Raw genomic sequence first — 23,509 nt, forward strand, 5'->3', positions numbered from 1 at the left:
TGGTCAGGAGCCGAAGCGCAGCCGCACGATGACGTTGTCGATCGTGGCGGGGGTGCCGCCCAGCTTGTCGTTGTTGGTGGAGGTCAGCCACAGGCCGCCGTCGGGGGTCTTGACGACGGTACGCAGCCTGCCCCACCGGTTGTTGAAGAAGGCGCGCGGGGTGTCGGTGCCGGTGCCCGCCGCGTTGATGGTCATGACCCAGAGCCGCGCGCCGCGGACCGCCGCCATGTAGATGGTGTTGTTGACGATCTCCAGGCCGCTGGGGGAGGCGGAGGCGGTGGACCAGGTGCGCACCGGGTTGGTGTACGCGGGGTTGCTGCACGGGCCCTCGCAGGCGGGCCAGCCGTAGTTGGCGCCCGGGCGGATGAGGTTCAGCTCGTCGAGGTTGCCCTCGCCGAACTCCGACGCCCACAGCTGCCCGCGCGAGTCCCAGGCCAGGCCCTGGACGTTGCGGTGGCCGGACGAGTAGACCCGGCTGTTGAACGGGTTGCCGGGGGCGGCGTTGCCGTTGCGGTCGACGCGCAGGATCTTGCCGTTCAGGGAGTTGAGGTTCTGCGAGGTGGAGCTGTTCTTGGCGTCGCCGGTGGCGATGTAGAGGTGGCCGTCCGGGCCGAACCGGAGCCGGCCGCCGTTGTGGTACTGGTTCTTGGCGATGCCGGTGACGACGGGGGTGCCGGTGGCGGACAGGGCGCCGTCGGCGTAGGTGTAGCGCACGACCCGGTTGTCCTGGGCGGCGGTGTGGAAGATGAACACGTACCGGTCGGTGGCGAACGTGGGGGAGACGGCGAGGCCCATCGCGCCGCCCTCGCCGTTGGTGCCGACGGCGCCGGCGACGCGGCCGACGACGGACTTCTGCCCGGTGGCGGTGACCCGCAGCACCTCGAAGCGGTCCCGTTCGGTGACCAGCGCGGAGCCGTCGGGCAGGAAGCCGATGCCCCAGGCGATGTCGGTGGTGGTGATGTCGCGGTCGTAGACGGGGTCGCCGCCGTTGCCGACGGCGGTGGTGCGCACGGACAGCGGCGCGGACGCGGCGGACACGTTGCCGTTCACGTCGCGGGCCCGGACGGTGTACGCGTAGGTGGTGCCGGCGACGAGCCCGCTGTCGGTGGCGGTGGTGTCGGGCACCGACTGCACGGGGGTGGTGGCGGTGCCGCGGTAGACGTCGTAGCCGGCGACGCCGGTGTTGTCGGTGGAGGCGTTCCACTGCAGGGTGACGCTGTTGGCGCCGACGGCGGTGGCGCGCAGCCCGGCGGGCACCGTCGGGGCGGTGGTGTCGTCGGCGCGCGGCGTGGTGACGAGGATGGCGTTGCTGGCCTGCGAAGGGTTGCCGGCGGCGTCGCGGGCGAGCACGGTGAGGTCGTACGCCGTGTTCGGGGTGAGGTTGGCGAGCTGGGTGCTCAGCTGGTTGGCGCCGACCGTCTTGATCCTGCTGCCGCCGTGGTAGACCTCGTAGAGCTGCACGCCGACGTTGTCGGTGGCGGCGTTCCAGGCGACGTCCACGGTGGTGGGTGTGGCGGCGCCGACCTGGCGGAAGCCGGTGGGGGCGGCGGGCGGCTGCGTGTCGGCGGGGCCGCCGTTGGCGCCGTACACCTCGAACTCGAACAGCGAGTAGCCGTACTGGGTGGCCCGGGTGGTGCCGTGCATGCGCACGTAGCGGCCGTTGGCGTCGAGGGTGATGTCGTCGGTGCCGCCGTCGCCGGTGGTGGTGCTGTGGGCGTCGATCCAGTTGGTGCCGTCCTCGGAGACCTGGATGCGGTAGGCCCGGGCGTACGCGGCCTCCCAGCGCAGCGCGACCCGCGACAGGTGGTACGAGGCTCCGAGGTCGACACGGATCCAGCTGGGGTCGGTGCGCAGCGCGCTGGCCCAGCGGGTGGCGGCGTTGCCGTCGACGGCGTTGGCCCCGCCGAGCTGGGCGGTCTCGTCGCCGCTGGTGGTGACGGGTTTGCCGGCGGAGACGAGGGGGTCGGCGGCGTGCGCCGCGGTGGCCCCGGCCAGGGCTGCGGCGGCGGCGAGCAGGCCGGCGGCGAGAGCAGCGGTGGCCGAGCGGGGGCTCAGGCGCATGGTTCCTCCGAATGCGACATCCGTTAAATTCAAGGACCGAATTTAGGGGATGCTAGGGAGGTGCGCCGGGCCCGTCAATAGACGAGCGCCTATCCGGTGGGTCGCCCGTAGCCGTGCACGGGAGCGAAGTCGGCGTCCTCGACGCGCACCCGCTCGCCGAACTCGGGCGCGTGGACGATCTTCCCGCCGCCGATGTAGAGGCCGACGTGGGAGATGCCGCCGTAGTAGAAGACGAGGTCGCCGGGGCGCAGGTCGGCCCGGCTCACGTGGCGCATCTCGTGGTACTGCCGGCGGGCGTTGTGCGCCAGCCGCGCGCCGCCCCGCGCCCAGGCCTGCGAGGTGAGCCCCGAGCAGTCGTAGGCGTCGGGGCCGTCCGCGCCCCACCGGTACGGCTTGCCGATCTGCGCGAACGCGAACGCGACCGCCCGGCCCGCGGCGCCCGGCACGTACGGCGGGGGCGGCAGCTCCACATCGGGCAGCCGGTAACCGCCGCCGTAGGCGTCGCGGCGCAGCGCCTGCAGCGCGGCGATCTGCTGCTCGATGGCGGCGCGGGTGGCGGCGAGGCGGGCGCGCTGGCGGTTCTGCTCGGCGGCGGTCGCCTCCAGGGCCGCGCGGGTGGCGTCCACCCGGTCGCGGGCCATCCGGAACGCGTCGATCGCCCGGCGCTGCTCGGTGTCGATCCGGTGCAGGGTGAGCAGCTGGTCCACGAAGTCGCGCGGGTTGCGCGTGCTGAGCAGGGTCACGTCGGGCCCGTACAGGTTGTGCCGGTAGAGGCTGGCGGCGAGCCCGCCCAGGGTGCGCTGGCGGGCGTCCAGGTCGGCCTCCAGGGGCGCGAGCGTGCCGTCGAGCGTGCGTGCCCGGGCGAGGGTCTCGCGCAGTGCGATCCCGGCGTCGTTGTACTGCTCCACGACGGTCTCCAGCCGGCGGGCCGCGTCGGTGATGCGCTGGTCGAGCGCGGCGGCGCCCGGCGGGTCCGCCGACGCGGGGGCGCCCCCGGCGGCCGGGGCGAGCAGACCGAGGCAGAGGAGCAGCGCAGCGACACGGCCAGACTTGGACATATCAGACACAACGACGGGATGGCCGACTCGGCGACGCTGATACTCCAGGGGGGTATATGCTGGGGGCATGACCGAAGAGCACGCCGGCCCCCACGGCTACTCCGGCGACAAGGCCGCCCTGCTCGGGCGCCTGCGCCGCATCGAGGGACAGGTCCGCGGCCTGCAGCGGATGGTCGACGAGGACACCTACTGCATCGACGTCCTCACCCAGATCTCCGCCGCCACCCGCGCGCTGCAGGCCGTCGCCGTCGGCCTGCTCGAGGACCACCTGGCCCACTGCGTCGTCGACGCCGCCCGCGCCGGCGACCCGTCGGCCAAGGTCAAAGAGGCGTCCGACGCCATCGCCCGGCTCGTCCGTTCCTAGAAAGGCACCGCCATGAGCGTCACCACCACCTACACGGTCACCGGCATGACCTGCGGGCACTGCGCGCAGGCCGTCACCACCGAGCTGACCACGCTCGCCGGCGTCGAGGACGTCCAGGTCGACGTCGCCGCCGGCGCGGTCACCGTCACCAGCGCCGCGCCGCTCGCCGAGGACGAGGTGCGCGCCGCCGTCGACGAGGCCGGCTACGAACTGGCCGGCGCCGGTGCCTGAGACCGCCGAGCTGCAGCCGGCCGCCGCGGCGCCGCCCGCCGAGCGGGCGGGCTTCCGGCTCGCCGTGTTCGCCGCGGTGCTCGTCGTCGCGCTCGCCACCGGTTTCGGGGCGGGCCGCCTCACCGGCGCGCCGGCCGCCGCGCCGTCCGCGCCCGCGCAGCCCGCCCCCGCGGCTGAGCCGGCCGGCGACGGCCACGACCACGGCGGCGGCACGGGCACCGCGGCCGCCCCCGGCGCGCCTCCCGCCGGCGCGGCCGCCGAGGTGGGCGGCCTGTCGCTGAGCGCGGCCGGGCTGCGGCTCGTGCCCGCCGCGGGCGCCCTCGCGGCCGGCCGGCCGCAGCAGCTGTCGTTCCGCATCGAGGACTCCGCCGGCGCCCCGGTCACCCGGTTCGCCGTCGTGCACGACAAGCAACTGCACCTCATCGTCGCCCGCCGCGACCTCACCGGCTTCCAGCACCTGCACCCGCAGATGGCCGCCGACGGCACGTGGAGCACGCCGCTGACGCTGCCCGCCGCCGGGCCGTGGCGGATGTTCGCCGACTTCACCGCCGTCGGCGCCGACGGCACGAACACGGCGGTCACCCTGGGCGCCGACCTGACCGTGCCGGGCGACTACCGGCCCGAGCCGCTGCCCGCCCCGGCGACGACCGCCCAGGCCGGGCCGTACGCCGTGCACTACGAGGGCGCGCCGCGCACCGGCGCCGCCCAGCCGCTGCTGTTCCACGTGGCCGGGGCGCAGCTCGAGCCGTACCTGGGCGCGTTCGGGCACCTGGTCGTGCTCCGCGAGGGCGACCTCGGGTACGTCCACGTGCACCCGGAGGAGCAGCTGGTCGACGGGGCGCTGAAGTTCTGGCTCACCGCCCCGAGCCGCGGCGCCTACCGGATGTTCCTGGACGTCCAGGTCGGCGGGACGGTGCACACGGCCGCGTTCTCCCTGACGGTCAGCTGAGCAGCGTCTCCAGCGCCGGCGTCACGCCCCACTGGCCGGTCAGCGCGTCGTACTCGGCGCGCTGGCCGTCCGTGGCGGCGGCGCCCGTGCGGCGGGCCCGCAGCAGCAGGTTGCGCGGGGTGTGCGCCGAGTCGACGAACTCCACCACGTCCACCCGGTAGCCGTGCAGCCGCAGCAGCGAGGCGCGCAGCGCGTCGGTGAGCGCGTCGGCGTACCGCTCGCGCAGGATCGCGTGCCGGGTCAGCGCTGCGTACGGCTCGGGCGCGGCGCCGCGCTTCAGCTGGGCGGCGATGTCGTGGTGGCAGCACGGCGCGGCCAGCAGCCACCGCGCGTCCCACCGCACCGCCCGGGCCAGCGCCTGGTCGGTGGCGGTGTCGCAGGCGTGCAGCGCGAGGACCAGGTCCGGCGCGGGCTCCACCACGGCGTCGGCGATCGTCCCGGCGACGAAGCGCACCCGGTCGGCGCAGCCGAGCTGCTCGGCGACGGCCGTGTTGCGCACCCGCTGGTCCTCCCGCACGTCGACGCCGACCAGCTCCACGTCCGCGCCGCGGGCGGTCAGGTACCGGTACGCCGCGAACGTCAGGTACGCGTTGCCGCAGCCCAGGTCGACCACCCGCAGCGGGGTGGGCAGCTCGTCGGGCAGCGTCGCGGCCAGCGCCCGCAGGAACGCGTCCACCTGCCGCCGCTTCGCCGCGGTGCCGCCGACGACCGCGAACAGCGGGTCGCCCGGGTCCAGCAGGTACGCCTTCTCCCGGTCGTGCGCGGCCGGCGGCGCGGCGGCGGGCCCGGCGGCGCCCGCCCGGTGCACCTGCGCGTCGCCCTTCTTCGTCACCCGCACCTGCACGGTCGCGGCCGCGGTCTCCACGTGCCAGTTGCCGAACGGCTCGGCCAGCAGGGCGTCCACCGCCGCCGCGGCCTCCGCGCCGGGCGCCACGTTGCGGGTGTACGGCCGCGCGCCGTCGTTCGTCACGATCTGCAGCCGCGACCCCGCCTTGAGCGCCACGGGCCGCAGCTCCGCGCGCACGACGGACGGCTGCTGCCCGCGCCGCCGCCCCGCCGCCACCGCGCGGGTCAGGTCGGGGTCCAGGAGCAGGGCCCGCACCTCGGCGAGCGCGTCATCAAGTGCCGGCACGCCCCCATCATCCGCGCCGCCCCGGCGGCTCCCAAATCGGCGATCTATGCTGCGCGCCATGCCCGAAGCCCGGCCGCCCGTCCTCGGCACCGTCGTCTACGCGATCCTGCTGCGCCTCGTCACGGCGGTGGCGACCCTGTTCGTCCTGTGGCCGGTGCTCGGCGTGCCGGCCGCGCTGCTCTACGGCACGTCGTTCCTGGCCGCCGGGGTCGCCGCCGAGCTGCTGCTCGGCGGCCTGCTCGTGGTCACCGGCCTGGTCGCGGGCGTGCGGGTGCGCCGGGACCCCGCGTTCCACCACCGCGCGGCGGTCACCACCGGTTGGGTGATCGTCGTCGACACGGCGCTGTACCTGGTCGGCGTCGCCGTCGGGCTGGGGCTGGTCGGGTGGGCGGTGCTGCCGTCGATCGTGGCCGGCAACGCCGTGCTGATCTGGCTGGGCGTGCGCATCATCCGGCGCGGCCGGGCGCTGGCGCCGCCGCCGGAGACCGACGAGGAGCCCGCCGGCCGGCGGTAGGGCCGGCGGTAGCGTGGGCGGATGACCGGCACGCTGCTGCCGCACCTGCGGGCGGCCCGCGACCACGCGGACCGGCACTACGCCGAGCCGCTCGACCTGGCCCGGCTGGCCGCCGTCGCCGGGATGTCGCGGCACCACTTCGTGCGCCGGTTCCGCGCCGCCTACGGCGAGACCCCGCTGAGGTACGTCTCCCGCCGGCGCATCGAACGGGCCCAGGACCTGCTGCGCGCCGCCAACCTGACCGTCACCGAGGTGTGCATGCTGGTCGGCTACTCCAGCCTGGGCTCGTTCTCCGCCCGGTTCACCGAGCTGGTGGGGGAGAGCCCGACGGCGTACCGGGAGCGGTGGGCGGCCCAGGGCGGCGGGCACATCCCGGGCTGCTGGTTCTTCATGCGCGGGGTGGTCGCGCAATCGGGGAGAAGCGCCGGCGGCGGGTCCGGCCGTAGCGTCGGGGAATGATCCTCAACGTCTCGCTCATGACCGTGTACTGCCTGGACCAGGACGCCACCCGCGACTTCTACGTGGAGCACCTGGGGTTCCGGCCGGGCGTCGACCAGACCGCCGGGCCGGGGTTCCGCTGGGTCACCCTCGTGCACCCGAACCAGCCGGAACTGGAGCTGACCCTGATGGTGCCGGGGCCGCCGCTGACCGAGGAGGCGGCGGCGTTCGTGCGCAAGCAGCTGGAGGCCGGGCAGATGGGCGGCTTCGGGCTGCGGGTCGACGACTGCCGGCGCACCGTGGCGGAGCTGGCGGCCGCCGGCGTCCCGGTGCTGCAGGAGCCGTCGGACCGGCCGTACGGCGTCGAGGCCGTCATCCGCGACAACACGGGCAACTGGCTCGTGCTCGTGGAGAAGCCCATTCAGGAATAGCGACTGCGGACCGTCATATTCGGCGGACACTCCGTGTTGTCGCAGCTCACGGACGCCGCGCCGGCCTTGTGTGCGCGAAGCGTACCCCCATTCGGCGGGCCTCGCAGAAATCTTGACAATTGCTGCGCGACTCGGCGACGGTGGATGTCTTCCTGCCCCCCAGTGAAGAGGAATTCCATGCGTAGAGGACGTCTTCTCGCAGCAGTTTCCGCGCTCTTCGTGGCCGCCACGGCGGCGGTGACCGCGCTCGTGCCGGGCACCGCCTCCGCGGCCGCCTTCCCGGTGAGCGAGGCGCAGTTCAACCAGATGTTCCCGAACCGGATCGCGTTCTACTCCTACGCCGGGCTGGTCGATGCCGCCGGCAAGTACGCCGCCTTCACCGGCTCCGGCGACGAGACGGTCCGCAAGCAGGAGGCGGCCGCGTTCCTCGCCAACATCAACCACGAGTCCGGCGGCCTCGTGCACGTCGAGGAGCTCAACCAGGCCAACTGGCCGCTGTACTGCGACGCCGCCCAGCCGTACGGCTGCCCGGCCGGCCAGGCCGCCTACCACGGCCGCGGGCCCATCCAGCTCAGCTGGAACTTCAACTACAAGGCGGCCGGCGACGCGCTCGGCCTGGACCTGCTGAACAACCCCGACCTGGTCAAGAACGACGCGTCGGTCGCCTACCAGACGGGTGTCTGGTACTGGATGACCCAGACCGGTCCCGGCTCGTCGACCCCGCACGACGCCATCGTCAACGGGCGCGGCTTCGGCGAGACGATCCGCAGCATCAACGGCTCGCTGGAGTGCAACGGCGGCAACCCCGCCCAGGTGCAGAGCCGGATCGACGCGTACCAGCGCTTCACCCAGATCCTCGGCGTCGAGCCCGGCGGCAACCTGAGCTGCTGAGCCCGGCCGCGGCCGCCGTCCTCACCCCCGGGTGAGGGCGGCGCTCGCCGTGTAGGCGCCGTTGCCGGCCTCGTAGTCGAGCAGCATCGTGGACGGTCCCGTCGGCCACAGCACGATCCGGCCGTGCGGCGTGCACCGGCCCGACGTGATCCGCTCGGTCAGCACCACCCGGTCGCGGGAGCGCTCCGCCACCACGACCTCGCCCGCGCAGCCCAGCCGCGGATACGCGACCGTGCCACGCCGGCCGGCCGCCGGCAGGGTCAGGCGCACCGGCTCGCCGCCGCCGAAGCTCTGCCGCAGCTCGCCGATCCACTCGCCGGCGAGCGCGTCGGCCGTGGGTCCGGCGGGCGCGCTGCTGGGCGCGGCCGACGGCGGCGTCGCCACGATGCGGTCGGGGCCGTCCGGCCAGAACAGGCCCGCCAGGGCCGCCGCCAGCGCCAGCGCCCCGACCGCCAGGCCGATGCCGACGCCGGTGCCGGCCACCGCCAGCGCGCGCCGGCCGCGCGGGCGCTCCGCGGCGGCGACGGCCGCGACGGCGGCGCGCAGCTGCGGGTCCAGCACGGCGGTGGTGTCGTTGCCCGGGCCGTCGAGGGCGAGCAGCCGCTCCAGCAGCCCGCGCGCGGTCGGCCGATCCCGGGGGTCCTTCGCCAGCGCGGCGCGCACCAGGCCGCGCAGCGGCTCGGCCAGGCCGTCGAGGTCCGGCTCCTCGGTGAGGATCATGCCCGCGGTGGACGCCAGCGAGTCGCCCCGGAACGCCTCGCGCCCGGTGCCCGCGAACGCGATGACGGCGCCCCACGCGAACACGTCCGCGGGCCGGTCCACCGTCAGCTGCGGGTCGAAGCGCTCGGGCGCCATGTAGGGGACGGTGCCGAGCACCTGGTGCGGCTTCGTCAGCCGGCTCACCGCGTCGACGGCCCGCGCGATGCCGAAGTCGATGACCTTGGGGCTGCCCGGCGCGAGCAGCACGTTGCGCGGCTTCAGGTCGCGGTGCAGCACGCCCGCGCCGTGGATGGCGACCAGCGCCGTGGCCACCCCGATCGCCAGGGCGTGCAGGTTGCCGGCGCGCAGCGGCCCGTCGGCCTCGACGGCGTCGGCCAGCGTCGGCCCGTCCACGTACTCGACGACCAGGTACGGGGTGTCGCTCTCGGCGTCGGAGTCGAGCACCTCGGCGGTGCAGAAGGGCGGCACCTGCCGGGCGCGCAGCACCTCCGACCGGAACCGCTGCCGGAACTCGGGCTCGGCGGCCAGGTCGCCGCGCACCACCTTGACGGCGACGCGCCGGCCGGACTCGTCGTGTCCCAGGTAGACGGTGCCCATGCCGCCCTGCCCGAGCCGGCCGGCCAGCGTGTACGGCCCGACGGCCGGCGGGTCGGCCGGCAGCAGGTCGGCGACGCGCCCGCCCACGTGGTCCGTCATCCCCGCCTCTGGTGTCGTCGCCCGGATCCGGCCCACGAACGTACCGAAGCGGGTCGAGCCGTACGACGGCGCGGGGTCCGGCCGGTGCCCTGGGGGGACGCGGCACCGGCCGGACGTTCCTAGGGGGTCAGGCGCGCTGCCAGAGGGCCGGCACGTTCGGCGGCTCCCAGCCGGTCAGGGCCGTGTGGGCGAGGCGGCACCGGTAGGTGGCGCCGCCGTAGGTGACGGTGCTGCCGACCGCGTACGCGGTGCCCGCGGCCCACGTGCCGCCCTGGGCCGGCGGCGTCGTCGGCTGGGTCGGCGGGGTCGTCGGCGGCCGGGTGGTCGGCGGGGTGGTCGGCGGGTTCGTCACCGGCGGGTTGCCGCCGCCGCCGATCTGCAGGTCGATGCAGGCGTAGAAGGCCATCGGGGTGTCGGCGACGTTCCACCGGGCGAGCACGGTCTGCCGGCCGGTGCGGCCGCCGAAGTTGACGTTGTGCGACACGGTGGCGCCGGGCTGGCGGCCGCCGTCGTCGAACACGGCGATGCGGCTGCCGCCGATGAAGTACTCCCACGTGCTGGTGGAGTGCCGGGCGGTGAGCACCCAGTTGAACGTGGCGCTGGACCCGACGGAGGTGACCCGCCAGCCCTTGTTGTTGTCGTTGAGCTGGGCGAACTGGGCGTTGCCGCCGCTGCACTGCATCGAGCCCTTGGGCGCCTCGACGCTCTGCGGCTCGTACTGGACCGGTCCACAGCCCGACACGATGCCCTGGGCGCACTGCGCCTGCCGGCTGGGCGGATTGGAGACGTAGCCGTGGGCGGACGCGGGCGTCGCCACGAACGTGGACGCGACAACGGCGCCGGCGGCGACCGCCGGGAACAGCAGCTTCCGATTCATGTGTGCATTCCTCACCTGGGGGGCGTCAAACGGCGGCGCTCCGGGATAACGGACCCGTTAACACCGTCGAGGTTCACACTAAACAAAGTTAACTGAACCCGGAAGACCGATTTCCCGCCTCTTTCGGGGGAGCGCTCTCATTGACGAACGACGCTCGAAAATGCGATTCGGCCGAACCGCCCTGAGGAAAGCCTTAATTTTTCCTTACCAACCGGTACCGGGGGGTTCGCAGCGCCTAACGTCCCCGGGCGGTTGATCTACCTCCGCCCCCCCACGAGGAGTACGAATGGCCCGTCGGACCGTCATCACGGCGGCGACGCTCAGCACCGTCGGCCTCGTGGCCGCGATCGCGCTCACCCACACCGCGACCGCCGCCACGACCCCCGCTGCCGCGCCGCCCCCCGCCCCCGCCGCGGAGGCCCCGCCCGCCGGCATCAGCGCCGAGCACTTCGCCGCCCTCCAGCGCGACCTGCGGCTCACCCCGGCGCAGGCCAAGGCCCGCCTGGCCACCGACCGCAAGGCCGGCGACGTGCAGGCGCTCTACCAGGCCACCCGGGTCAAGGGCTACGCCGGGACGTTCGTCGAGTCCGACGGCAGCCTCGTCGTCAACGTGACCAGCGCCGCCGCCGGCGCCTCCGCCCGCGCCCAGGGCGCCCGGGTGCGGGTCGTCAAGCGGTCCGAGGCCGACCTCAACGCCCTCGTCAAGCGCCTCGACGGCGCCCGCCGCCCCGCCGGCGTGGTCGCCTGGAACACCGACGTCGCCGGCAACGGCATCGTCGTGCAGGCCACGACCGGCTCCGCCGACGCGGTGCGCGCCTGGCTCAAGGCCAAGAAGTACGACACCACCGCCGTGCGCGTCGAGACCACCGCCGAGGCGCCGCGCCCGCTCATCGACGTCGTCGGCGGCGCCCCGTACCGCATCGGCGGCTCGCGGTGCTCCGTCGGCTTCTCCGTCGGCGGCGGCTTCGTCACCGCCGGCCACTGCGGCGCCCAGGGCGCCCGCACCACCGGCCCGAGCGGCGTCTTCGCCGGCTCCAGCTTCCCCGGCAACGACTACGCCTTCGTCCGCGTCGACGCCGGCAACCGGCTGCTGCCGCAGGTCATCGGCCAGAACAACAGTCGCGTCACCGTCACCGGCTCGACCCAGGCGGCGGTCGGCACCACCGTCTGCCGCTCCGGCTCCACCACGGGCTGGCACTGCGGCGTCATCCAGGCGTTCAACGCCAGCGTCCGGTACCCGCAGGGCACCGTGTCCGGCCTCATCCGCACCACCGTCTGCGCCGAACCCGGCGACTCCGGCGGCTCCCTGCTCGCCGGCACCCAGGCGCAGGGCCTCACCTCCGGCGGCTCCGGCAACTGCCGCACCGGCGGCACCACGTTCTTCCAGCCGGTGAACGAGCCGCTGCAGGTGTTCGGCCTGAGCCTCGCCACGGCAGGCGCCACCCCGCCGGTCAACCCGCCGCCGACCACCCGGCCGCCGGCGCAGCCCACCCAGCCCCCGGCCGCCGGCACGGCATGGGCGCCGGGCCGCATCTTCCTGGCGGGCAGCACCGCCACCTTCGGCGGCGCCACCTTCCGCTGCCGGCAGTCGCACCGGGCGCAGATCGGCTGGGAGCCGCCGAACGTCCCGGCCCTCTGGACCCGCGTCTGACCCCTCCAGCACGAAGGGCGCCCCCCGCTCGGGGGGCGCCCTCCTGTGTGTCCGGTGCGGGGTGGATCAGGCGTCGCTGCCCGCCGACTCCGCCGGGGACTCGGCGCCGGACGTGCCGCGGCCACCGCGGCCGCCGCGCCGCCGGCGGCGGGGACGGGACGAGCCCTCGGACGCCTCGGCCGGCCCTGCGGCAGCCGCGTCAGCGGGGGACGCGTCCGTGCTCGTGCCGGCCTCGGCGGCCGTACCCTCCGGGGTGTCGACCTTGCGGCGGCGGCGCTGGCGCTTCGGGCGGTCGGCGAGGTCCGCGGCGGTGTCGCCCGCGGCCTCGGCGGGCGCCTCGGCGCGCGCCGGGCCGGAGCGGGAGTTGCGGCCCCGCGCCGGGCGGCCGCCGTCGCGGTCGCCGCGGTCCCCGCGGTCGCCTCGGTCTCCGCGGCCCCGGCGGGTGCCGCCGAGGTCCTCCTCGATCTCCGCCGACAGGCCCGCCCGGGTCCGGACGGCCGTCGGCAGCGTGCCCGAGACGTCCGACGGGATGTCCAGGTCCGCGTAGAGGGCCGGCGACGTGTGGTACGTCTCCGGCGGCTGCGGCATCTCCAGGCCCATCGACTTGTCGATGAGGACCCAGCGGGGCATGTCCTCCCAGTCCACGAACGTCACCGCGACGCCCGTGGCGCCCGCCCGGCCGGTGCGGCCGATGCGGTGGGTGTAGGTGTCCGGGTCCTCGGGGCAGTCGTAGTTGATGACGTGCGTGACGCCGCTGACGTCGAGGCCGCGGGCCGCGACGTCGGTGGCCACCAGCACGTCGATCTTGCCGCTGCGGAACGCGCGCAGCGCCCGCTCGCGGGCGCCCTGGCCCAGGTCGCCGTGGACGGCCGCGACAGCGAAGCCGCGGAAGTCCAGGTCCTCGGCGACGCGGTCGGCGGCGCGCTTGGTGCGGGTGAAGATCATCGTCAGGCCGCGCTCCTTGGCCTGGAGGATCCGCGCCACCATCTCGATCTTGTTGAGCGGGTGGGTGCGGTAGACGACCTGCTTGGTCAGCGGCGACGGGCCCGTCTCGGCCGTGTGGCCGGCGTGGATCGTGACCGGGTGGCGCAGGAAGCGGCGGGACAGCGCGACGATCGGGTCGGGCATCGTCGCGGAGAACAGCATCGTCTGGCGATCCGCGGGGAGCATCGCGAGGATCTTCTCGACGTCCTCGAGGAAGCCCAGGTCGAGCATGCGGTCGGCCTCGTCGAGCACGAGCGCCTTCACCGAGCTGAGCTTGAGCTGCTTCTGCTTCGACAGGTCGAGCAGGCGGCCCGGCGTGCCGACGAGGATCTCGATGCCCTTCTTCAGGGCGTCGACCTGCGGCTCGTAGGCGACGCCGCCGTAGATCGGCAGGACGCGCACGCCGCGGGTGCTGCCGGCCGCCGCCAGGTCGCGGGCCACCTGCAGGCCCAGCTCGCGGGTCGGGACGACGATCAGGGCCTGCGGCAGGCCGTCGGCGCCCTCGCTGGGGGCCAGCACGCGCTCCAGCAGCGGCAGGCCGAAGCCGAGCGTCTTGCCGGTGCCCGTGGGGGCCTGGCCGATGAGGTCGGTGCCGCGCAGGCCGATCGGGAGCGCGTACTCCTGGATGGCGAAGGCGCGGGTGATGCCGGCGGCCGCCAGCGCCTCGACGGTCTCGGCGCGGACGCCGAGCTCGGCGAAGGTGGGGCTGTCGGCGCGCACGGGGGCGCGGGTCAGGGTCTCGGGGACCTGGTCGGGCGTGATGGCGATGACGCCGACGGCCTCGACTTCGGGTGTCTCTTCGATGTCAGTCATGGAGTTGTACGGGTGCCCTCTCGTGGTGCGCCCTGGTCACGTCGAGGGCGCGGTCTGTCGGTCGGGGCGCGGGCCACACGCGAGCAGAAAAGGCTCGCGGGCCGCACGCGCGGTCGCGCGCACCGGGGTCGGCAGCGGGTGCCGTGCGCCGGTGCCAGCGGCAACGCCGTCAACTTTACCCGAAGTCAACGCCGGTTACGCCGTGCCGACCGGCACGGGGGCACGAGGAGACCCAGATGTGACCTGGGTCATCGGTCGTGACGGCCGGCGCGGGCGCGCGCGGCCTCCACCGGGCACACCCGGTGACGACGACGGGACGGCCGGTGGCCGTCCCGTCGGGTGTCGTGCGCTGGTCAGCGCGTGGTGAAGCCGAACGGCCGGTTCGACGACTCGGCGATCTCCACGTAGGCGATCTTGGCGACCGGGACGATGACCCGGCGGCCCTTCTCGTCCTGCAGGGACAGCACGTTGTTGTCGGCGGCGAGCGCCTCGGTGACGAGGTTCTCCACCTCGGCAGGCGACTGCGCGCTCTCCAGCACGAGTTCGCGCGAGGCGTACTGCACGCCGATCTTGACCTCCACGCCGGTCCCTCCTTGTGGGGCGAAAACTGCTGGAAACGTCTTCCGGGGGCAACGCTATCCGATCCGTGCCGGTGATCGACTCCGAACACCCGGGCGCGGCGCGGGGCTCAGCCGTCGCCGTGCGCCCGGCCGGCCGGCTCGCCCTGCAACGGGAAGCTCGCGATGCCCCGCCAGTTGAGCGCGGCGATCAGCGCCACGGCCTCGGACTTGGGCACCTGGCGGCCGCCGTGCAGCCAGAACTGGGCGGTCACCTCGGCCGCCCCCACCAGGGCGCTGGCCAGCAGCTCCGCCCGGTCACGGCTGACGCCGGTGTCCGAGATGATCGTGTGCGTGATCGCGTCGATGCAGCCCTGCTCCACCTTCGCCACCCGCTCGCGCACCGCCGGGTCGTTGCGCAGGTCCGACTCAAACACGAGCCGGAACGCCTCGCTCTCGTGGTCGACGAAGTCGAAGTACGCCCGCACGGCGCCCAGGACCCGGTCCTTGTTGTCGCTGGTGCCGTTCATCGCGGCGCGCACCGACTCGACGATCGCCTCGGCGTGGGTGTCCAGCAGCGCCAGGTACAGCTCCAGCTTGCCGGGGAAGTGCTGGTACAGGACGGGCTTCGAGACGCCCGCCCGCTCGGCGATGTCGTCCATCGCGGCGGCGTGGTAGCCCTGGGCGACGAACACCTCCTGCGCGGCGGCGAGCAGCTGCTTGCGGCGGGCGGAGCGGGGCAGGCGCACGGGGCGCCCCGTCGCGGGGGCCTCGCCGGACGCGGCGGTCATGTCAGGAACCTCCAGACGGGCACGGACGCTGGATCAGGTCCGACGCCACCGGGCCCGGAAATGGCCCGACGCTGCAACTTATCGCCATCAGGTCAACACGGTAGCCTCAGGCGGGGCGACGGAGGAGCGCGCGGTGGACGAATCAGGGCAATCCGGTGACGCGGGACGGGCGGACGGCGCCGAGCCGCTGGACCGTGCCCTCAGCCGGAGCGACCGGGCCCGCGGCTTCGGCGAGCACTCGCGGGGTGTACCCGGCGCGGCGCCCGCCTACCCGCCCTTCCCGGAGCGCGCCGCCGCGGCCGCGGCCGACCGCCCGCTGAACGGCTGGGGCCCGCCCGCGCCGCCGCCCGCGCCCGACCGGCCCGTCAACGGCTGGGCCGCGCCCGAGCAGCCCGGCGGCGGCTGGGCCGCGCCCGAGCAGGCGGTCAACGGGTGGGGCGGCGCCGACGGGCCGTGGTCCAACGCCGGCACCGCCCTCGACCCCGTCTCCGGGGTGCCCGCGTGGCGCCGCCCGCCCGTCGAGCAGCCGCCCGCCCCGACGCCCGCGCCGGCCGACGCCGCCGCCGACTGGCCCGACGATGCCCGGTCCCGCTACGCCGACCTGCTCGCCCACCTCGCGCCCGAGCCCCGGCTCGAACCCGTCGTGTCCGCCAGCGCGCCGCCGTACCCGTACGAGGGCGACCTCGACTGGGGCGCCGCCGACCGGCAGGTTTCCGGCCCGGCGCAGCCGGGCACCTGGGACCCCGACCCCTCGGCCGGGTACGCCTCCCCGGCCGCGTACGGTGACCGCTCCGTCAGCGGGTCCGTCCCCCGCCCGGCCGGTGAGCCCGATCAGGAGACCGTGCCGGAGGTGCTTCCCCAGCGCGTCCCGGCCAAGCCGGACGTCCCCATCGTGCCGGAGCCGCCAGCCGTGGAGCCCTCAGCCGAGACCCCCGAGCTGGCCCGCATCGCCACCCACCTGCGCCGCGAGGACCTGGTGGCCCCGCAGGAACGCCCCGACGGATTCGACGTCAACGCCATCCTCGCCGCCGTGCGCGAGGTCGACGGCGTCCGCGACGCCGCCCTGCGCACCACCCCCGAGGGCGCCCACAGCCTGCGCCTCGACCTCGCCGACGGCGCCGACCCGGCCGAGGTGAGCCGCATCGTCGCCCGCCTGTTGCAGGAGCGCATGGGCCTGGCCGCCGCCATGCAGGGCGAGCCGACGCCGTCCGCCGAGGGCTTCGGCTCCGGCGCGTTCGTGCCCAGCCAGCCCACCGGCTCCGGGCGCACTCCGCTCGGCAGCCGCGCCCCCGACCGGTACCCGACCGGCGAGCACGCGTCCCGCTCCGGCGAGGTCGTCACGCCGCCCGTCTCCGCGCCGCCGGTCGTCTCCGCGCCGCCCGCGCCCACCGCCGCCGGGTCCGCGCAGGTCCCGCCCGGCGCCCGCGCGGAACCGCCGCCGGTGTCCGGCCCGCCGTCCACCTACGGCCCGCCCTACGGCGAACGCCCCTCGTGGGGCACCGGCGAGTCCTACGACCGCCCGGTCTACGGCGAGCGCCCGTCGGCGTCCTACGGCGCCGACCCGTCCCCGTCGTCGGCGTCCCCGCTGTACGGCGCCGGCCCCGGCTCCTCGTCCGGGTCCGTGCCCGGCCCGGGGGCGGCCACCGGCGAGCGGCCCGCGTACCCGGCCGGCGAGCGGTCGTCGACCCGGATCGGCCAGCGGCGCAGCCCGGAACCGGACGACCGGCCCGCCTCGCCCGCGCCGTCGCCCGTCTCGCCCGCGTTGTCGCCCGTCTCGCCCGCTGCCTCGCCCGCCGAGGCGGCCGCGCCCACCGCCGAGCTGCCCCAGCAGGACGGGCCCGCGGAGCCCGGCCGGGCCGCCGACGGCTCCGGCCTCGGCCCGCACCTCGGCACCGACCTGCCGGCCCCGGCGCGCCGGTCCGAACCGGACGGTGCCACCGCCGGTGACGCGAGCGCTGACGACCGGTTCGGGACGGAGAGCCGCCGGCGCCTGCTGCCCGCGGGCCGCGCCGCCGCGCCGTCCGCGCCGCCGCCCGCACCCTCCGCCCCCGAGGCGCCCGCCCCGCGGCGGCCCGACACGCTCGCCGCGTACGAGGCGGGGCTGGAGGCGGTCGGGCCCGAGGTGGCCCGGCCCATGTACCCGGCCGACCGGCCCGGCCCGCGCGTGGTGATCGAGAACGTGCAGGTCAACACGTTCGGCATCGAGGCGACCGTCGAGGTGCGGCTCGTCGTCGGCGACCGGGTGGCCGCCGGCACGGCGACCGGCCCCGCCGTCGACGGCTACCTGCTGCGGTTGTGCGCCATGGCCACCGCCAGCGCGGTCGACGAGCTGCTGACGCTGTCCGAGCACGCCGACGGGCCCGTCCGGTGCTTCGTCGAGCACGCCACCGCCGTGCCCTTCGGCACCACCGAGGTCGCCGTCGTGGTGCTGCTGCTGTCGTGCGGCGGCTGGGTCGAACAGCTCGCCGGGTCGGCCGTCGTGGTCAGCGACCACCGGCACGCCATGGTGCGCGCCACCCTCGCCGCCGTGAACCGGCGCCTCGAAGCGCTGCTGTCCTGAGCGACCCGTGCCGTCCGGGCACACTGGTGGGATGAGACGCGCCGTCCTCGCCCCCGACGACTCGCTGCCCGACCACCCGGCCCCGCCGCCGTGGCCGGCGCGGCGCATCATGCTCGGCGGCGCGATGCTGCACGTCCGCGACACCGCCGCCACCTGCGACGGCTGCGAGCCGGCCGTCTACGTGCACGGCCTCGGCGGCACCTCGCAGAACTGGACGGACCTGGCCGGGCTGCTCGCCGGCCGCCTCGACGGCCAGGCGGTCGACCTGCCCGGGTTCGGCTACAGCGACGCCAGCCGCAAGTACACGATCCCGGCGTTCGCGGACCGGCTCGTCGCGTTCCTGGAGCACGAGGACCGCGGGCCGGTCCACCTGATCGGCAACTCACTGGGCGGGGCCATCTCCGTGCGCGTCGCCGCCCTGCGGCCCGACCTGGTGCGCACCCTCACCCTCATCTCGCCCGCGATGCCGTTCCTGGACGTGCGCCGCACCGCCCAGGGCCGGGTCCTGCCGGTGCTCGCCGTGCCGCGCGCCGACCGGGTCGCGGCCTGGTACTTCTCCAAGCTCACCCCCGAGCGGATGGCGCAGGACGCGCTGGAGGCGTGCTTCGGCGACCCGACCCGCATCATCGACCGGCGCCGCGAGGAGGCCATCGAGGAGGTGCGGCTGCGGTTCACCGTGCCGCACTACCCGGCCGCGTACCTGGGATCGCTGCGCGGCCTGGTCGGCAGCTTCGTGCGGGCGTACCTGCCGGGGTCCGGCTCCCAGTGGCGCCTGGCCCGGCGGATCACCGTGCCCACCCTCGTCATCGGCGGCAGCGCCGACCGCCTCGTCGACACCCGGGTGCCGGCGCAGGTGGCGCGCGCCATCCCGGACAGCCGGTTCCTGATGATCCGCGGCGTCGGCCACGTCGCGCAGATGGAGGTGCCGCGGGTGGTCGCCCGGGCGGTGGCCGGGTTCCTCGACGAGGTCGCCGGAAAGGTTGCGCCGAGCGCCGAGGAGTCCGAAAAGTCACTGGACTGGTCACCCTGACCTGGTGACATGGCAGGCTCCCAGGGGTGAACGCCGACGCCCGCCCCCGCCCCGGGCAGAGCCGCCGGTCGCCCGCGGCACTCATGGCGGTGGCCCTGCTCGGCGTCGCGGGCACGGCCCTGGCGATGGCCCGCCCCGACCCGGCGCCGCCGCCCGCGTTCGTGGCCGCCGCCCCGTCGCCGCCGCCGTCCGCGGTGCCCGCCGCCGCCCCGTCCGCCCCGTCCGCCGCTTCGCCGGGACCCGACCTCACCAGGGTGCTGCGGCTGCCCGGTGAGCCGCCCGCCACCGGCTCCGGGCGCTTCCGCACCGCGCCCGGTGGCGGCCCGCTGCTCGGCCGGTCCGGCATGCTGCGCACGTTCCGGGTCGCCGTCGAGCGGGGCAGCGGCGAGGGCACGGGCGCGTTCGCCGCCACCGTCGACGAGGTCCTCGGCGACCCGCGCAGCTGGGCCGGCAACGGCGACGTGCGGCTGCGCCGGGTGGGCCCCGGCGAGCGCGCCGACTTCACCGTCTACCTGGCCACCCGCACCACGGCCGGCCGCATGTGCGCGGCGGGCGGCACGAACATCACGGTGGGCGGGCGGCCGTACACGTCCTGCCGCGCCACGGGCCGGGTCATCATCAACCTGGACCGGTGGCGGCTGTCGTCGCCGCGCTTCACCGAGGCGAGGATCCCGCTCGGCACGTACCGCGCGTACGTGCTCAACCACGAGGTCGGCCACGAGCTCGGCCACCGGCACGAGGGCTGTCCGCGCCGGGGCCGGCCGGCGCCGGTGATGGTGCAGCAGACGCTGAAGCTGATGGGCTGCACGCCGTACGCCTGGCCGCGCCGCGACGGCCGCCCGTGGACGGGCCCGCGCCTGTAGGCGAGTTTGCCCGTTGCGGCTGGCGGAACCGTGTCACTCTGGATAAGACATGGCAAACCCGGCAAACGGTTCGCAGCGCCCGCGCCCCTCGGCCCAGGAGCCCGCGGCGCGATCGCCGCGCGACCCCGCGAAGCCCGCCGTCACCCCCGGCGCCGCGAAGCCCGCCGTCGCCCCCGGGGCCGCACGGCCCGCCGTCGTCCCGGCGCGGGGCACCACCTCGACCACCACCCGGGGCGCCCCGTCCGGCGGCACCCCCGCCGCCCGGTCCGGCGGCCCCCGTCGGACCGGCGCCCTCGGCGCCGACGACCACGACGACGCCGCCGACCGCACCGACGTCACCGAGCCGGTGCGCCGCCGCTGGGCCGAGGTCCTCGGCCTCGGCGCCGGCGACACGCAGCCCCGCCGCGGCTGGGGCGCGCTGTTCGGCGGCGGCCCGCGGGTCACCGGCGACGAGCCCGGCGCCGGAGCGCGCCGCCCGCGGACCGGCGCGCGCGACGACCGCGACGACGGGCCGGCGCCGTCCCGGTGGGCCGCCCTGTTCCGCCGCGGCCGGGCCGGCGACGAGCCCGAGGACGAGCCCGGCGACTTCGACACCGACCTGATCCCGCCGCGCGGCCGCCCGGCCCGCCCGGCCGCCGACGTCGCGACACGGCCCGCGCGGCTCACCGGCGGCTCGGCCCAGACCCGCGCCCGGCCGCGGCCCACCACGGCGATCGGCCGCCCGCCCGCGACGAAGGCGCCCGGCCGGGGCGCCGGCCGCGAGGACTGGGTCGCCCGGGACACCGACGTGCGGCGCGGCGGCGGCGTGGCCGCGGGCGAGCGGGCGTACGTCACCGGCCCGAAGCGGCCCGGCGTCGCGGCGCGGCCGGTGGTGTCGCCGAGCCGGCAGCGGATGCTGCACCGCCGCCGCCGCAGCATGGTGCTGCTGGTCCTGCTCGTGTCGGCGGTGCTGATCGGCGTCGACCGCTTCGCCGGCCCGGACCCGCGACCGACCGCCCGCCTCACCCCGACGATCGAGCCGACGACCGCGCCGACCGCCGCGCCCGCGCCCTCGGGCCAGGTGCTGCGCCCGCAGGTCGGCCCCACCACGGCGGCCCCGCCGAAGCCCACCGCCGCCGCGACCACCGCGACCGCCGGGGCCGGGTTCGCCTACGTCGACAGCGCCGGTCCCGTGCTGGGCGCGGCGGGGACGGTGCGGCGGTTCCGCGTCGCGGTGGAGAAGGGCAGCGGTCAGAACGCCGCGGGGTTCGCCGCCGCCGTCGACCGGGTGCTGGGCGACCCGCGCAGCTGGATCGCGTCGCGGCAGGTGCGGTTCCAGCGGGTGCCGCGGGCCGCCGCCGCCGAGTTCACGATCTGGTTGGCGGGCGCGGCCACGTCGCAGCGGATGTGCGCGTCCGGCGGCCTGCACACCGAGGGCTACACGTCGTGCCGGCTGCCGGGCCACGTCGTCATCAACCTGGACCGGTGGCGCAAGGCCGTCCCCGGGTACGGGGCGCCGCTGGCCACCTACCAGGCGTACGCCCTCAACCACGAGGTCGGCCACCAGCTCGGGCACGGCCACGAGGCGTGCGTGGCGGCGGCCCGGCCGGCGCCGGTGATGCAGCAGCAGACGTACGGGCTGAAGGGCTGCGTGGCCAATGCCTGGCCGTACGTGAGCGGCGAGCGGTACACCGGCCCGCCCGTCCGCTAGGTATTCCCCATCCCGCATGCCGGGCCGGTGGCGCACGTCATGCCCGCATCGGCGGCGGGCGAGCAACAATGGCGGGTGCACAAGCACCCAGCCGAACCCGGGGAGTCCACCGTGTCGCTGCCCCCGCTCGTCGAACCCGCCGCCGAGCTGACCGTCGACGAGATCCGCCGCTATTCGCGCCACCTCATCATCCCCGACGTGGGGGTGGAGGGGCAGAAGCGGCTCAAGAACGCCAAGGTGCTCTGTGTGGGCGCCGGGGGCCTCGGCTCGCCGGCGCTGCTCTACCTGGCCGCCGCGGGCGTCGGCACGCTCGGCATCGTCGAGTTCGACACCGTCGACGAGTCGAACCTGCAGCGCCAGATCATCCACGGCGTCTCGGACATCGGCCGCCCGAAGGCGGAGTCGGCCGCCGCGAGCATCCGCGAGATCAACCCGCTGGTGAACGTGGTCATCCACAACATGGCGCTGGACAACGAGAACGTCAAGGAGATCTTCTCCCAGTACGACCTGATCGTCGACGGCACCGACAACTTCGCCACCCGCTACATGGTCAACGACGCGGCGGTGCTGCTCGGCAAGCCGTACGTGTGGGGTTCGATCTACCGCTTCGACGGCCAGGCGTCGGTGTTCTGGGCCGAGCACGGCCCCTGCTACCGCTGCCTCTACCCGGAGCCCCCGCCGCCCGGCATGGTGCCGAGCTGCGCCGAGGGCGGCGTGCTGGGCGTGCTCTGCGCGTCCATCGGCTCGATCCAGGTCAACGAGGCCATCAAGCTGCTGGCGGGCATCGGCGAGCCGCTCGTCGGCAAGCTGATGGTCTACGACGCCCTGGAGATGGAGTACCGCAAGATCAAGGTTCGCAAGGACCCGGACTGCGTGCTCTGCGGCCCGAACGCCACGCTGACGGACCTCATGGAGGACTACGAGGACTTCTGCGGCGCGGTCTCGGTCGAGGCCCAGGAGGCGACGATCGACGCCACCATCACGGCCGCCGAGCTGAAGGAGTGGCAGGACTCCGGCAAGGACGTGTTCCTCGTCGACGTGCGCGAGCCCGCCGAGTACGAGATCGTCCGCATCCCGGGCTCCACGCTGATCCCCAAGGGCGAGATCCTGTCCGGCGAGGCCCTGGCGCAGTTCCCGCAAGACCGCCAGATCGTGCTGCACTGCAAGTCGGGCGTGCGCTCGGCGGAGGCGCTGGCGGCGCTGAAGGCGGCCGGCTTCAAGGACGCGGTGCACGTGCAGGGCGGCGTCCTGTCCTGGATCAAGTCGGTCGACCCGTCCCTGCCGGCGTACTGACGCAGGTTCCGCACAGAAGGGCCGCCCCACGGGGCGGCCCTTCTGTGCGCTGGGACGAGGGAGCGAAACGCCGCGGTGAGCTGTAGCGTCACGTCCGTGGTGGACATCGATGCCGCTATCGGATACGTCGTCGCGCACGGTGATCTCGTGGAGCGGGCGCGGCTGTCCTGGCTGCGGACCAGGGCGACCCCGCCGCAGAACGTGCTCGACCGTATCGAGCAGGGGCAGTTGCCCGCGGGCGGCTGGCCGGCGTCGGGGGACATCGCGGTGCCGTCGGTCGACGCCACGTGTTTCCGGCTTGCCGAGCTGGACGACCTGGGCGCGGAGCACGGCCCGGCCGGGCGGCGGGCGCTGACGTGGCTCGGGTCGGTGCAGCGGCAGGACGGCAGCTGGGAGGAGGACCCCCAGCTGGCCGCGCAGGCGCCGCCGTGGGCGTTGCCCGGTGACCCGGAGGCGCGGCTGTACCTGACGTCCGTGGCCGGGTTCCGGCTGGTGGCCGCGGAGGTCGAGCTGCGCCCCGAGCTGCCGGACCCCGACGATCCCGGGCGGTACGACGCGCAGGTGCGGCTGGCCGCCCAGTACGTCGCCGCGCAGTTGCGCCCGGACGGCAGCTGGCCGTCGTTCCTGGCGGCCGGGTGGCACGCCGCGGGCCTGCTGTTCGACCAGCAGTTGTACTACGAGTCGGCGCGGGTGCAGCTGGTGCTGGGCGACCGGCTGCCCGGCATGAGCCCGGCCGACGTGGCGTCGATGGCGGCGGCGCTGCGCCGGGTGCCGGTGGGCAGCGACGACTGGCTGCTGCGGGCGGCCCGCAAGCGGCTGGGGGAGACGCAGCGCTCCGACGGCGGCTGGGACAGCGACGACGGCCCGCAGTTCGACGTGCACACCACGTTGATCGCGATCCGCGCCTGCCGCTGA

At 75.5% G+C, this 23,509-nt stretch carries 22 protein-coding genes; 14 read left to right on the forward strand and 8 right to left on the reverse strand.

Annotation, left to right across the window (positions count from 1 at the left end):
• Window positions 1-3: 3 nt before the first annotated feature.
• Together Sya03_RS16920 and Sya03_RS16925 are read right to left on the reverse strand one after the other, a co-directional pair.
• On the reverse strand, window positions 4-2,061 hold the full coding sequence (locus Sya03_RS16920; RefSeq protein ID WP_203939283.1) for a PQQ-dependent sugar dehydrogenase: 2,058 nt from the start codon (window positions 2,059-2,061) through the stop codon (window positions 4-6).
• A gap of 89 nt (window positions 2,062-2,150) precedes the next feature.
• On the reverse strand, window positions 2,151-3,119 hold the full coding sequence (locus Sya03_RS16925; protein ID WP_203939284.1) for a C40 family peptidase: 969 nt from the start codon (window positions 3,117-3,119) through the stop codon (window positions 2,151-2,153).
• 67 nt (window positions 3,120-3,186) lie between these two features.
• Between Sya03_RS16925 and Sya03_RS16930 the strand changes: the two genes are divergently transcribed.
• From Sya03_RS16930 to Sya03_RS16940, 3 genes are read left to right on the forward strand one after another with little or no spacing between them, the layout of a single operon-like run.
• The gene (locus Sya03_RS16930) at window positions 3,187-3,483 is read left to right on the forward strand and encodes a metal-sensitive transcriptional regulator (RefSeq protein WP_203939285.1); all 297 of its coding nucleotides are present in this window, start codon (window positions 3,187-3,189) and stop codon (window positions 3,481-3,483) included.
• A gap of 12 nt (window positions 3,484-3,495) precedes the next feature.
• On the forward strand, window positions 3,496-3,714 hold the full coding sequence (locus Sya03_RS16935) for a heavy-metal-associated domain-containing protein (RefSeq protein ID WP_203939286.1): 219 nt from the start codon (window positions 3,496-3,498) through the stop codon (window positions 3,712-3,714).
• Complete coding sequence (locus Sya03_RS16940) at window positions 3,707-4,663, forward strand: DUF8832 domain-containing protein (RefSeq protein ID WP_239107614.1); 957 nt, start codon at window positions 3,707-3,709, stop codon at window positions 4,661-4,663. The genes Sya03_RS16935 and Sya03_RS16940 overlap by 8 nt, the downstream gene beginning before the upstream one ends.
• Here Sya03_RS16940 and Sya03_RS16945 read toward each other — a convergent pair.
• A complete protein-coding gene (locus Sya03_RS16945; protein WP_239107616.1) occupies window positions 4,656-5,795 on the reverse strand; it encodes a class I SAM-dependent methyltransferase in 1,140 nt (379 codons plus the stop codon). The genes Sya03_RS16940 and Sya03_RS16945 overlap by 8 nt on opposite strands.
• Window positions 5,796-5,853: 58 nt before the next feature.
• On the opposite strand from Sya03_RS16945, the gene Sya03_RS16950 reads away from it, so the two are divergent.
• The 4 genes from Sya03_RS16950 to Sya03_RS16965 all read left to right on the forward strand — a co-directional run bounded on the left by Sya03_RS16950 (window position 5,854) and on the right by Sya03_RS16965 (window position 8,069).
• Window positions 5,854-6,309: a hypothetical protein gene (locus Sya03_RS16950; RefSeq protein WP_203939288.1), complete on the forward strand. Its 456-nt coding sequence runs from the start codon at window positions 5,854-5,856 to the stop codon at window positions 6,307-6,309.
• 21 nt (window positions 6,310-6,330) lie between these two features.
• Window positions 6,331-6,768 (forward strand): helix-turn-helix domain-containing protein, encoded by a 438-nt coding sequence (locus Sya03_RS16955; RefSeq protein ID WP_203939289.1) that lies wholly within the window; start codon window positions 6,331-6,333, stop codon window positions 6,766-6,768.
• Window positions 6,765-7,178, forward strand: a complete 414-nt coding sequence (locus tag Sya03_RS16960; protein ID WP_203939290.1) for a VOC family protein — start codon at window positions 6,765-6,767, stop codon at window positions 7,176-7,178. The genes Sya03_RS16955 and Sya03_RS16960 overlap by 4 nt, the downstream gene beginning before the upstream one ends.
• A gap of 177 nt (window positions 7,179-7,355) precedes the next feature.
• Window positions 7,356-8,069 (forward strand): chitinase, encoded by a 714-nt coding sequence (locus Sya03_RS16965; RefSeq protein ID WP_203939291.1) that lies wholly within the window; start codon window positions 7,356-7,358, stop codon window positions 8,067-8,069.
• A 21-nt stretch (window positions 8,070-8,090) separates the two neighbouring features.
• Here the strand turns inward: Sya03_RS16965 and Sya03_RS16970 are convergent, their stop codons facing one another.
• Window positions 8,091-9,485 carry a serine/threonine-protein kinase gene (locus tag Sya03_RS16970; RefSeq protein WP_203939292.1) on the reverse strand — a complete coding sequence of 465 codons (1,395 nt, stop codon included), beginning with the start codon at window positions 9,483-9,485 and terminating at the stop codon, window positions 8,091-8,093.
• Between the two features lie 127 nt (window positions 9,486-9,612).
• Complete coding sequence (locus Sya03_RS16975) at window positions 9,613-10,362, reverse strand: lytic polysaccharide monooxygenase (RefSeq protein WP_203939293.1); 750 nt, start codon at window positions 10,360-10,362, stop codon at window positions 9,613-9,615.
• A gap of 286 nt (window positions 10,363-10,648) precedes the next feature.
• Here Sya03_RS16975 and Sya03_RS16980 point away from each other — a divergent pair, with 286 nt between their 5' ends.
• Window positions 10,649-12,013, forward strand: coding sequence for a trypsin-like serine protease (locus tag Sya03_RS16980; protein WP_203939294.1), 1,365 nt, complete (start codon window positions 10,649-10,651; stop codon window positions 12,011-12,013).
• Between the two features lie 66 nt (window positions 12,014-12,079).
• Here Sya03_RS16980 and Sya03_RS16985 read toward each other — a convergent pair whose 3' ends face one another.
• From Sya03_RS16985 to Sya03_RS16995, 3 genes are all read right to left on the reverse strand, one after another.
• A complete protein-coding gene (locus Sya03_RS16985) occupies window positions 12,080-13,810 on the reverse strand; it encodes a DEAD/DEAH box helicase (RefSeq protein WP_203939295.1) in 1,731 nt (576 codons plus the stop codon).
• Between the two features lie 353 nt (window positions 13,811-14,163).
• Window positions 14,164-14,391: a DUF3107 domain-containing protein gene (locus Sya03_RS16990; protein WP_203939296.1), complete on the reverse strand. Its 228-nt coding sequence runs from the start codon at window positions 14,389-14,391 to the stop codon at window positions 14,164-14,166.
• Between the two features lie 107 nt (window positions 14,392-14,498).
• Window positions 14,499-15,158 (reverse strand): TetR/AcrR family transcriptional regulator, encoded by a 660-nt coding sequence (locus tag Sya03_RS16995; protein WP_203939297.1) that lies wholly within the window; start codon window positions 15,156-15,158, stop codon window positions 14,499-14,501.
• Window positions 15,159-15,291: 133 nt separating this feature from the next.
• Here Sya03_RS16995 and Sya03_RS31090 point away from each other — a divergent pair, with 133 nt between their 5' ends.
• From Sya03_RS31090 to Sya03_RS17030, 6 genes are all read left to right on the forward strand, one after another.
• Window positions 15,292-17,718, forward strand: a complete 2,427-nt coding sequence (locus Sya03_RS31090; protein WP_239107617.1) for a hypothetical protein — start codon at window positions 15,292-15,294, stop codon at window positions 17,716-17,718.
• Window positions 17,719-17,749: 31 nt separating this feature from the next.
• Entirely contained in the window at window positions 17,750-18,748 is a 999-nt protein-coding gene (locus tag Sya03_RS17010; protein ID WP_203939298.1) for an alpha/beta hydrolase, read from the forward strand.
• A gap of 26 nt (window positions 18,749-18,774) precedes the next feature.
• Complete coding sequence (locus tag Sya03_RS17015) at window positions 18,775-19,611, forward strand: DUF3152 domain-containing protein (RefSeq protein WP_239107618.1); 837 nt, start codon at window positions 18,775-18,777, stop codon at window positions 19,609-19,611.
• 49 nt (window positions 19,612-19,660) lie between these two features.
• Window positions 19,661-21,301 (forward strand): DUF3152 domain-containing protein, encoded by a 1,641-nt coding sequence (locus tag Sya03_RS31095; RefSeq protein WP_239107619.1) that lies wholly within the window; start codon window positions 19,661-19,663, stop codon window positions 21,299-21,301.
• A 39-nt stretch (window positions 21,302-21,340) separates the two neighbouring features.
• Window positions 21,341-22,594, forward strand: coding sequence for an adenylyltransferase/sulfurtransferase MoeZ (moeZ, locus tag Sya03_RS17025; protein ID WP_203939299.1), 1,254 nt, complete (start codon window positions 21,341-21,343; stop codon window positions 22,592-22,594).
• A 96-nt stretch (window positions 22,595-22,690) separates the two neighbouring features.
• Window positions 22,691-23,509 carry a prenyltransferase/squalene oxidase repeat-containing protein gene (locus tag Sya03_RS17030; RefSeq protein WP_203939300.1) on the forward strand — a complete coding sequence of 273 codons (819 nt, stop codon included), beginning with the start codon at window positions 22,691-22,693 and terminating at the stop codon, window positions 23,507-23,509.

Source organism: Spirilliplanes yamanashiensis, from assembly GCF_016863475.1.
GTDB lineage: Bacteria > Actinomycetota > Actinomycetes > Mycobacteriales > Micromonosporaceae > Spirilliplanes > Spirilliplanes yamanashiensis.

Coding starts and splice junctions, on each gene's coding strand:
- Sya03_RS16925 (WP_203939284.1), bottom strand. CDS start 3,119: ATGTCCAAGTCTGGCCGTGTCGCTGCGCTGCTCCTCTGCCTCGGTCTG.
- Sya03_RS16930 (WP_203939285.1), top strand. CDS start 3,187: ATGACCGAAGAGCACGCCGGCCCCCACGGCTACTCCGGCGACAAGGCC.
- Sya03_RS16935 (WP_203939286.1), top strand. CDS start 3,496: ATGAGCGTCACCACCACCTACACGGTCACCGGCATGACCTGCGGGCAC.
- Sya03_RS16975 (WP_203939293.1), bottom strand. CDS start 10,362: ATGAATCGGAAGCTGCTGTTCCCGGCGGTCGCCGCCGGCGCCGTTGTC.
- Sya03_RS31095 (WP_239107619.1), top strand. CDS start 19,661: ATGGCAAACCCGGCAAACGGTTCGCAGCGCCCGCGCCCCTCGGCCCAG.
- Sya03_RS16920 (WP_203939283.1), bottom strand. CDS start 2,061: ATGCGCCTGAGCCCCCGCTCGGCCACCGCTGCTCTCGCCGCCGGCCTG.
- moeZ (WP_203939299.1), top strand. CDS start 21,341: ATGCCCGCATCGGCGGCGGGCGAGCAACAATGGCGGGTGCACAAGCAC.
- Sya03_RS16995 (WP_203939297.1), bottom strand. CDS start 15,158: ATGACCGCCGCGTCCGGCGAGGCCCCCGCGACGGGGCGCCCCGTGCGC.
- Sya03_RS17010 (WP_203939298.1), top strand. CDS start 17,750: ATGAGACGCGCCGTCCTCGCCCCCGACGACTCGCTGCCCGACCACCCG.
- Sya03_RS16965 (WP_203939291.1), top strand. CDS start 7,356: ATGCGTAGAGGACGTCTTCTCGCAGCAGTTTCCGCGCTCTTCGTGGCC.
- Sya03_RS16970 (WP_203939292.1), bottom strand. CDS start 9,485: ATGACGGACCACGTGGGCGGGCGCGTCGCCGACCTGCTGCCGGCCGAC.
- Sya03_RS16980 (WP_203939294.1), top strand. CDS start 10,649: ATGGCCCGTCGGACCGTCATCACGGCGGCGACGCTCAGCACCGTCGGC.
- Sya03_RS16985 (WP_203939295.1), bottom strand. CDS start 13,810: ATGACTGACATCGAAGAGACACCCGAAGTCGAGGCCGTCGGCGTCATC.
- Sya03_RS16950 (WP_203939288.1), top strand. CDS start 5,854: ATGCCCGAAGCCCGGCCGCCCGTCCTCGGCACCGTCGTCTACGCGATC.
- Sya03_RS16960 (WP_203939290.1), top strand. CDS start 6,765: ATGATCCTCAACGTCTCGCTCATGACCGTGTACTGCCTGGACCAGGAC.
- Sya03_RS16955 (WP_203939289.1), top strand. CDS start 6,331: ATGACCGGCACGCTGCTGCCGCACCTGCGGGCGGCCCGCGACCACGCG.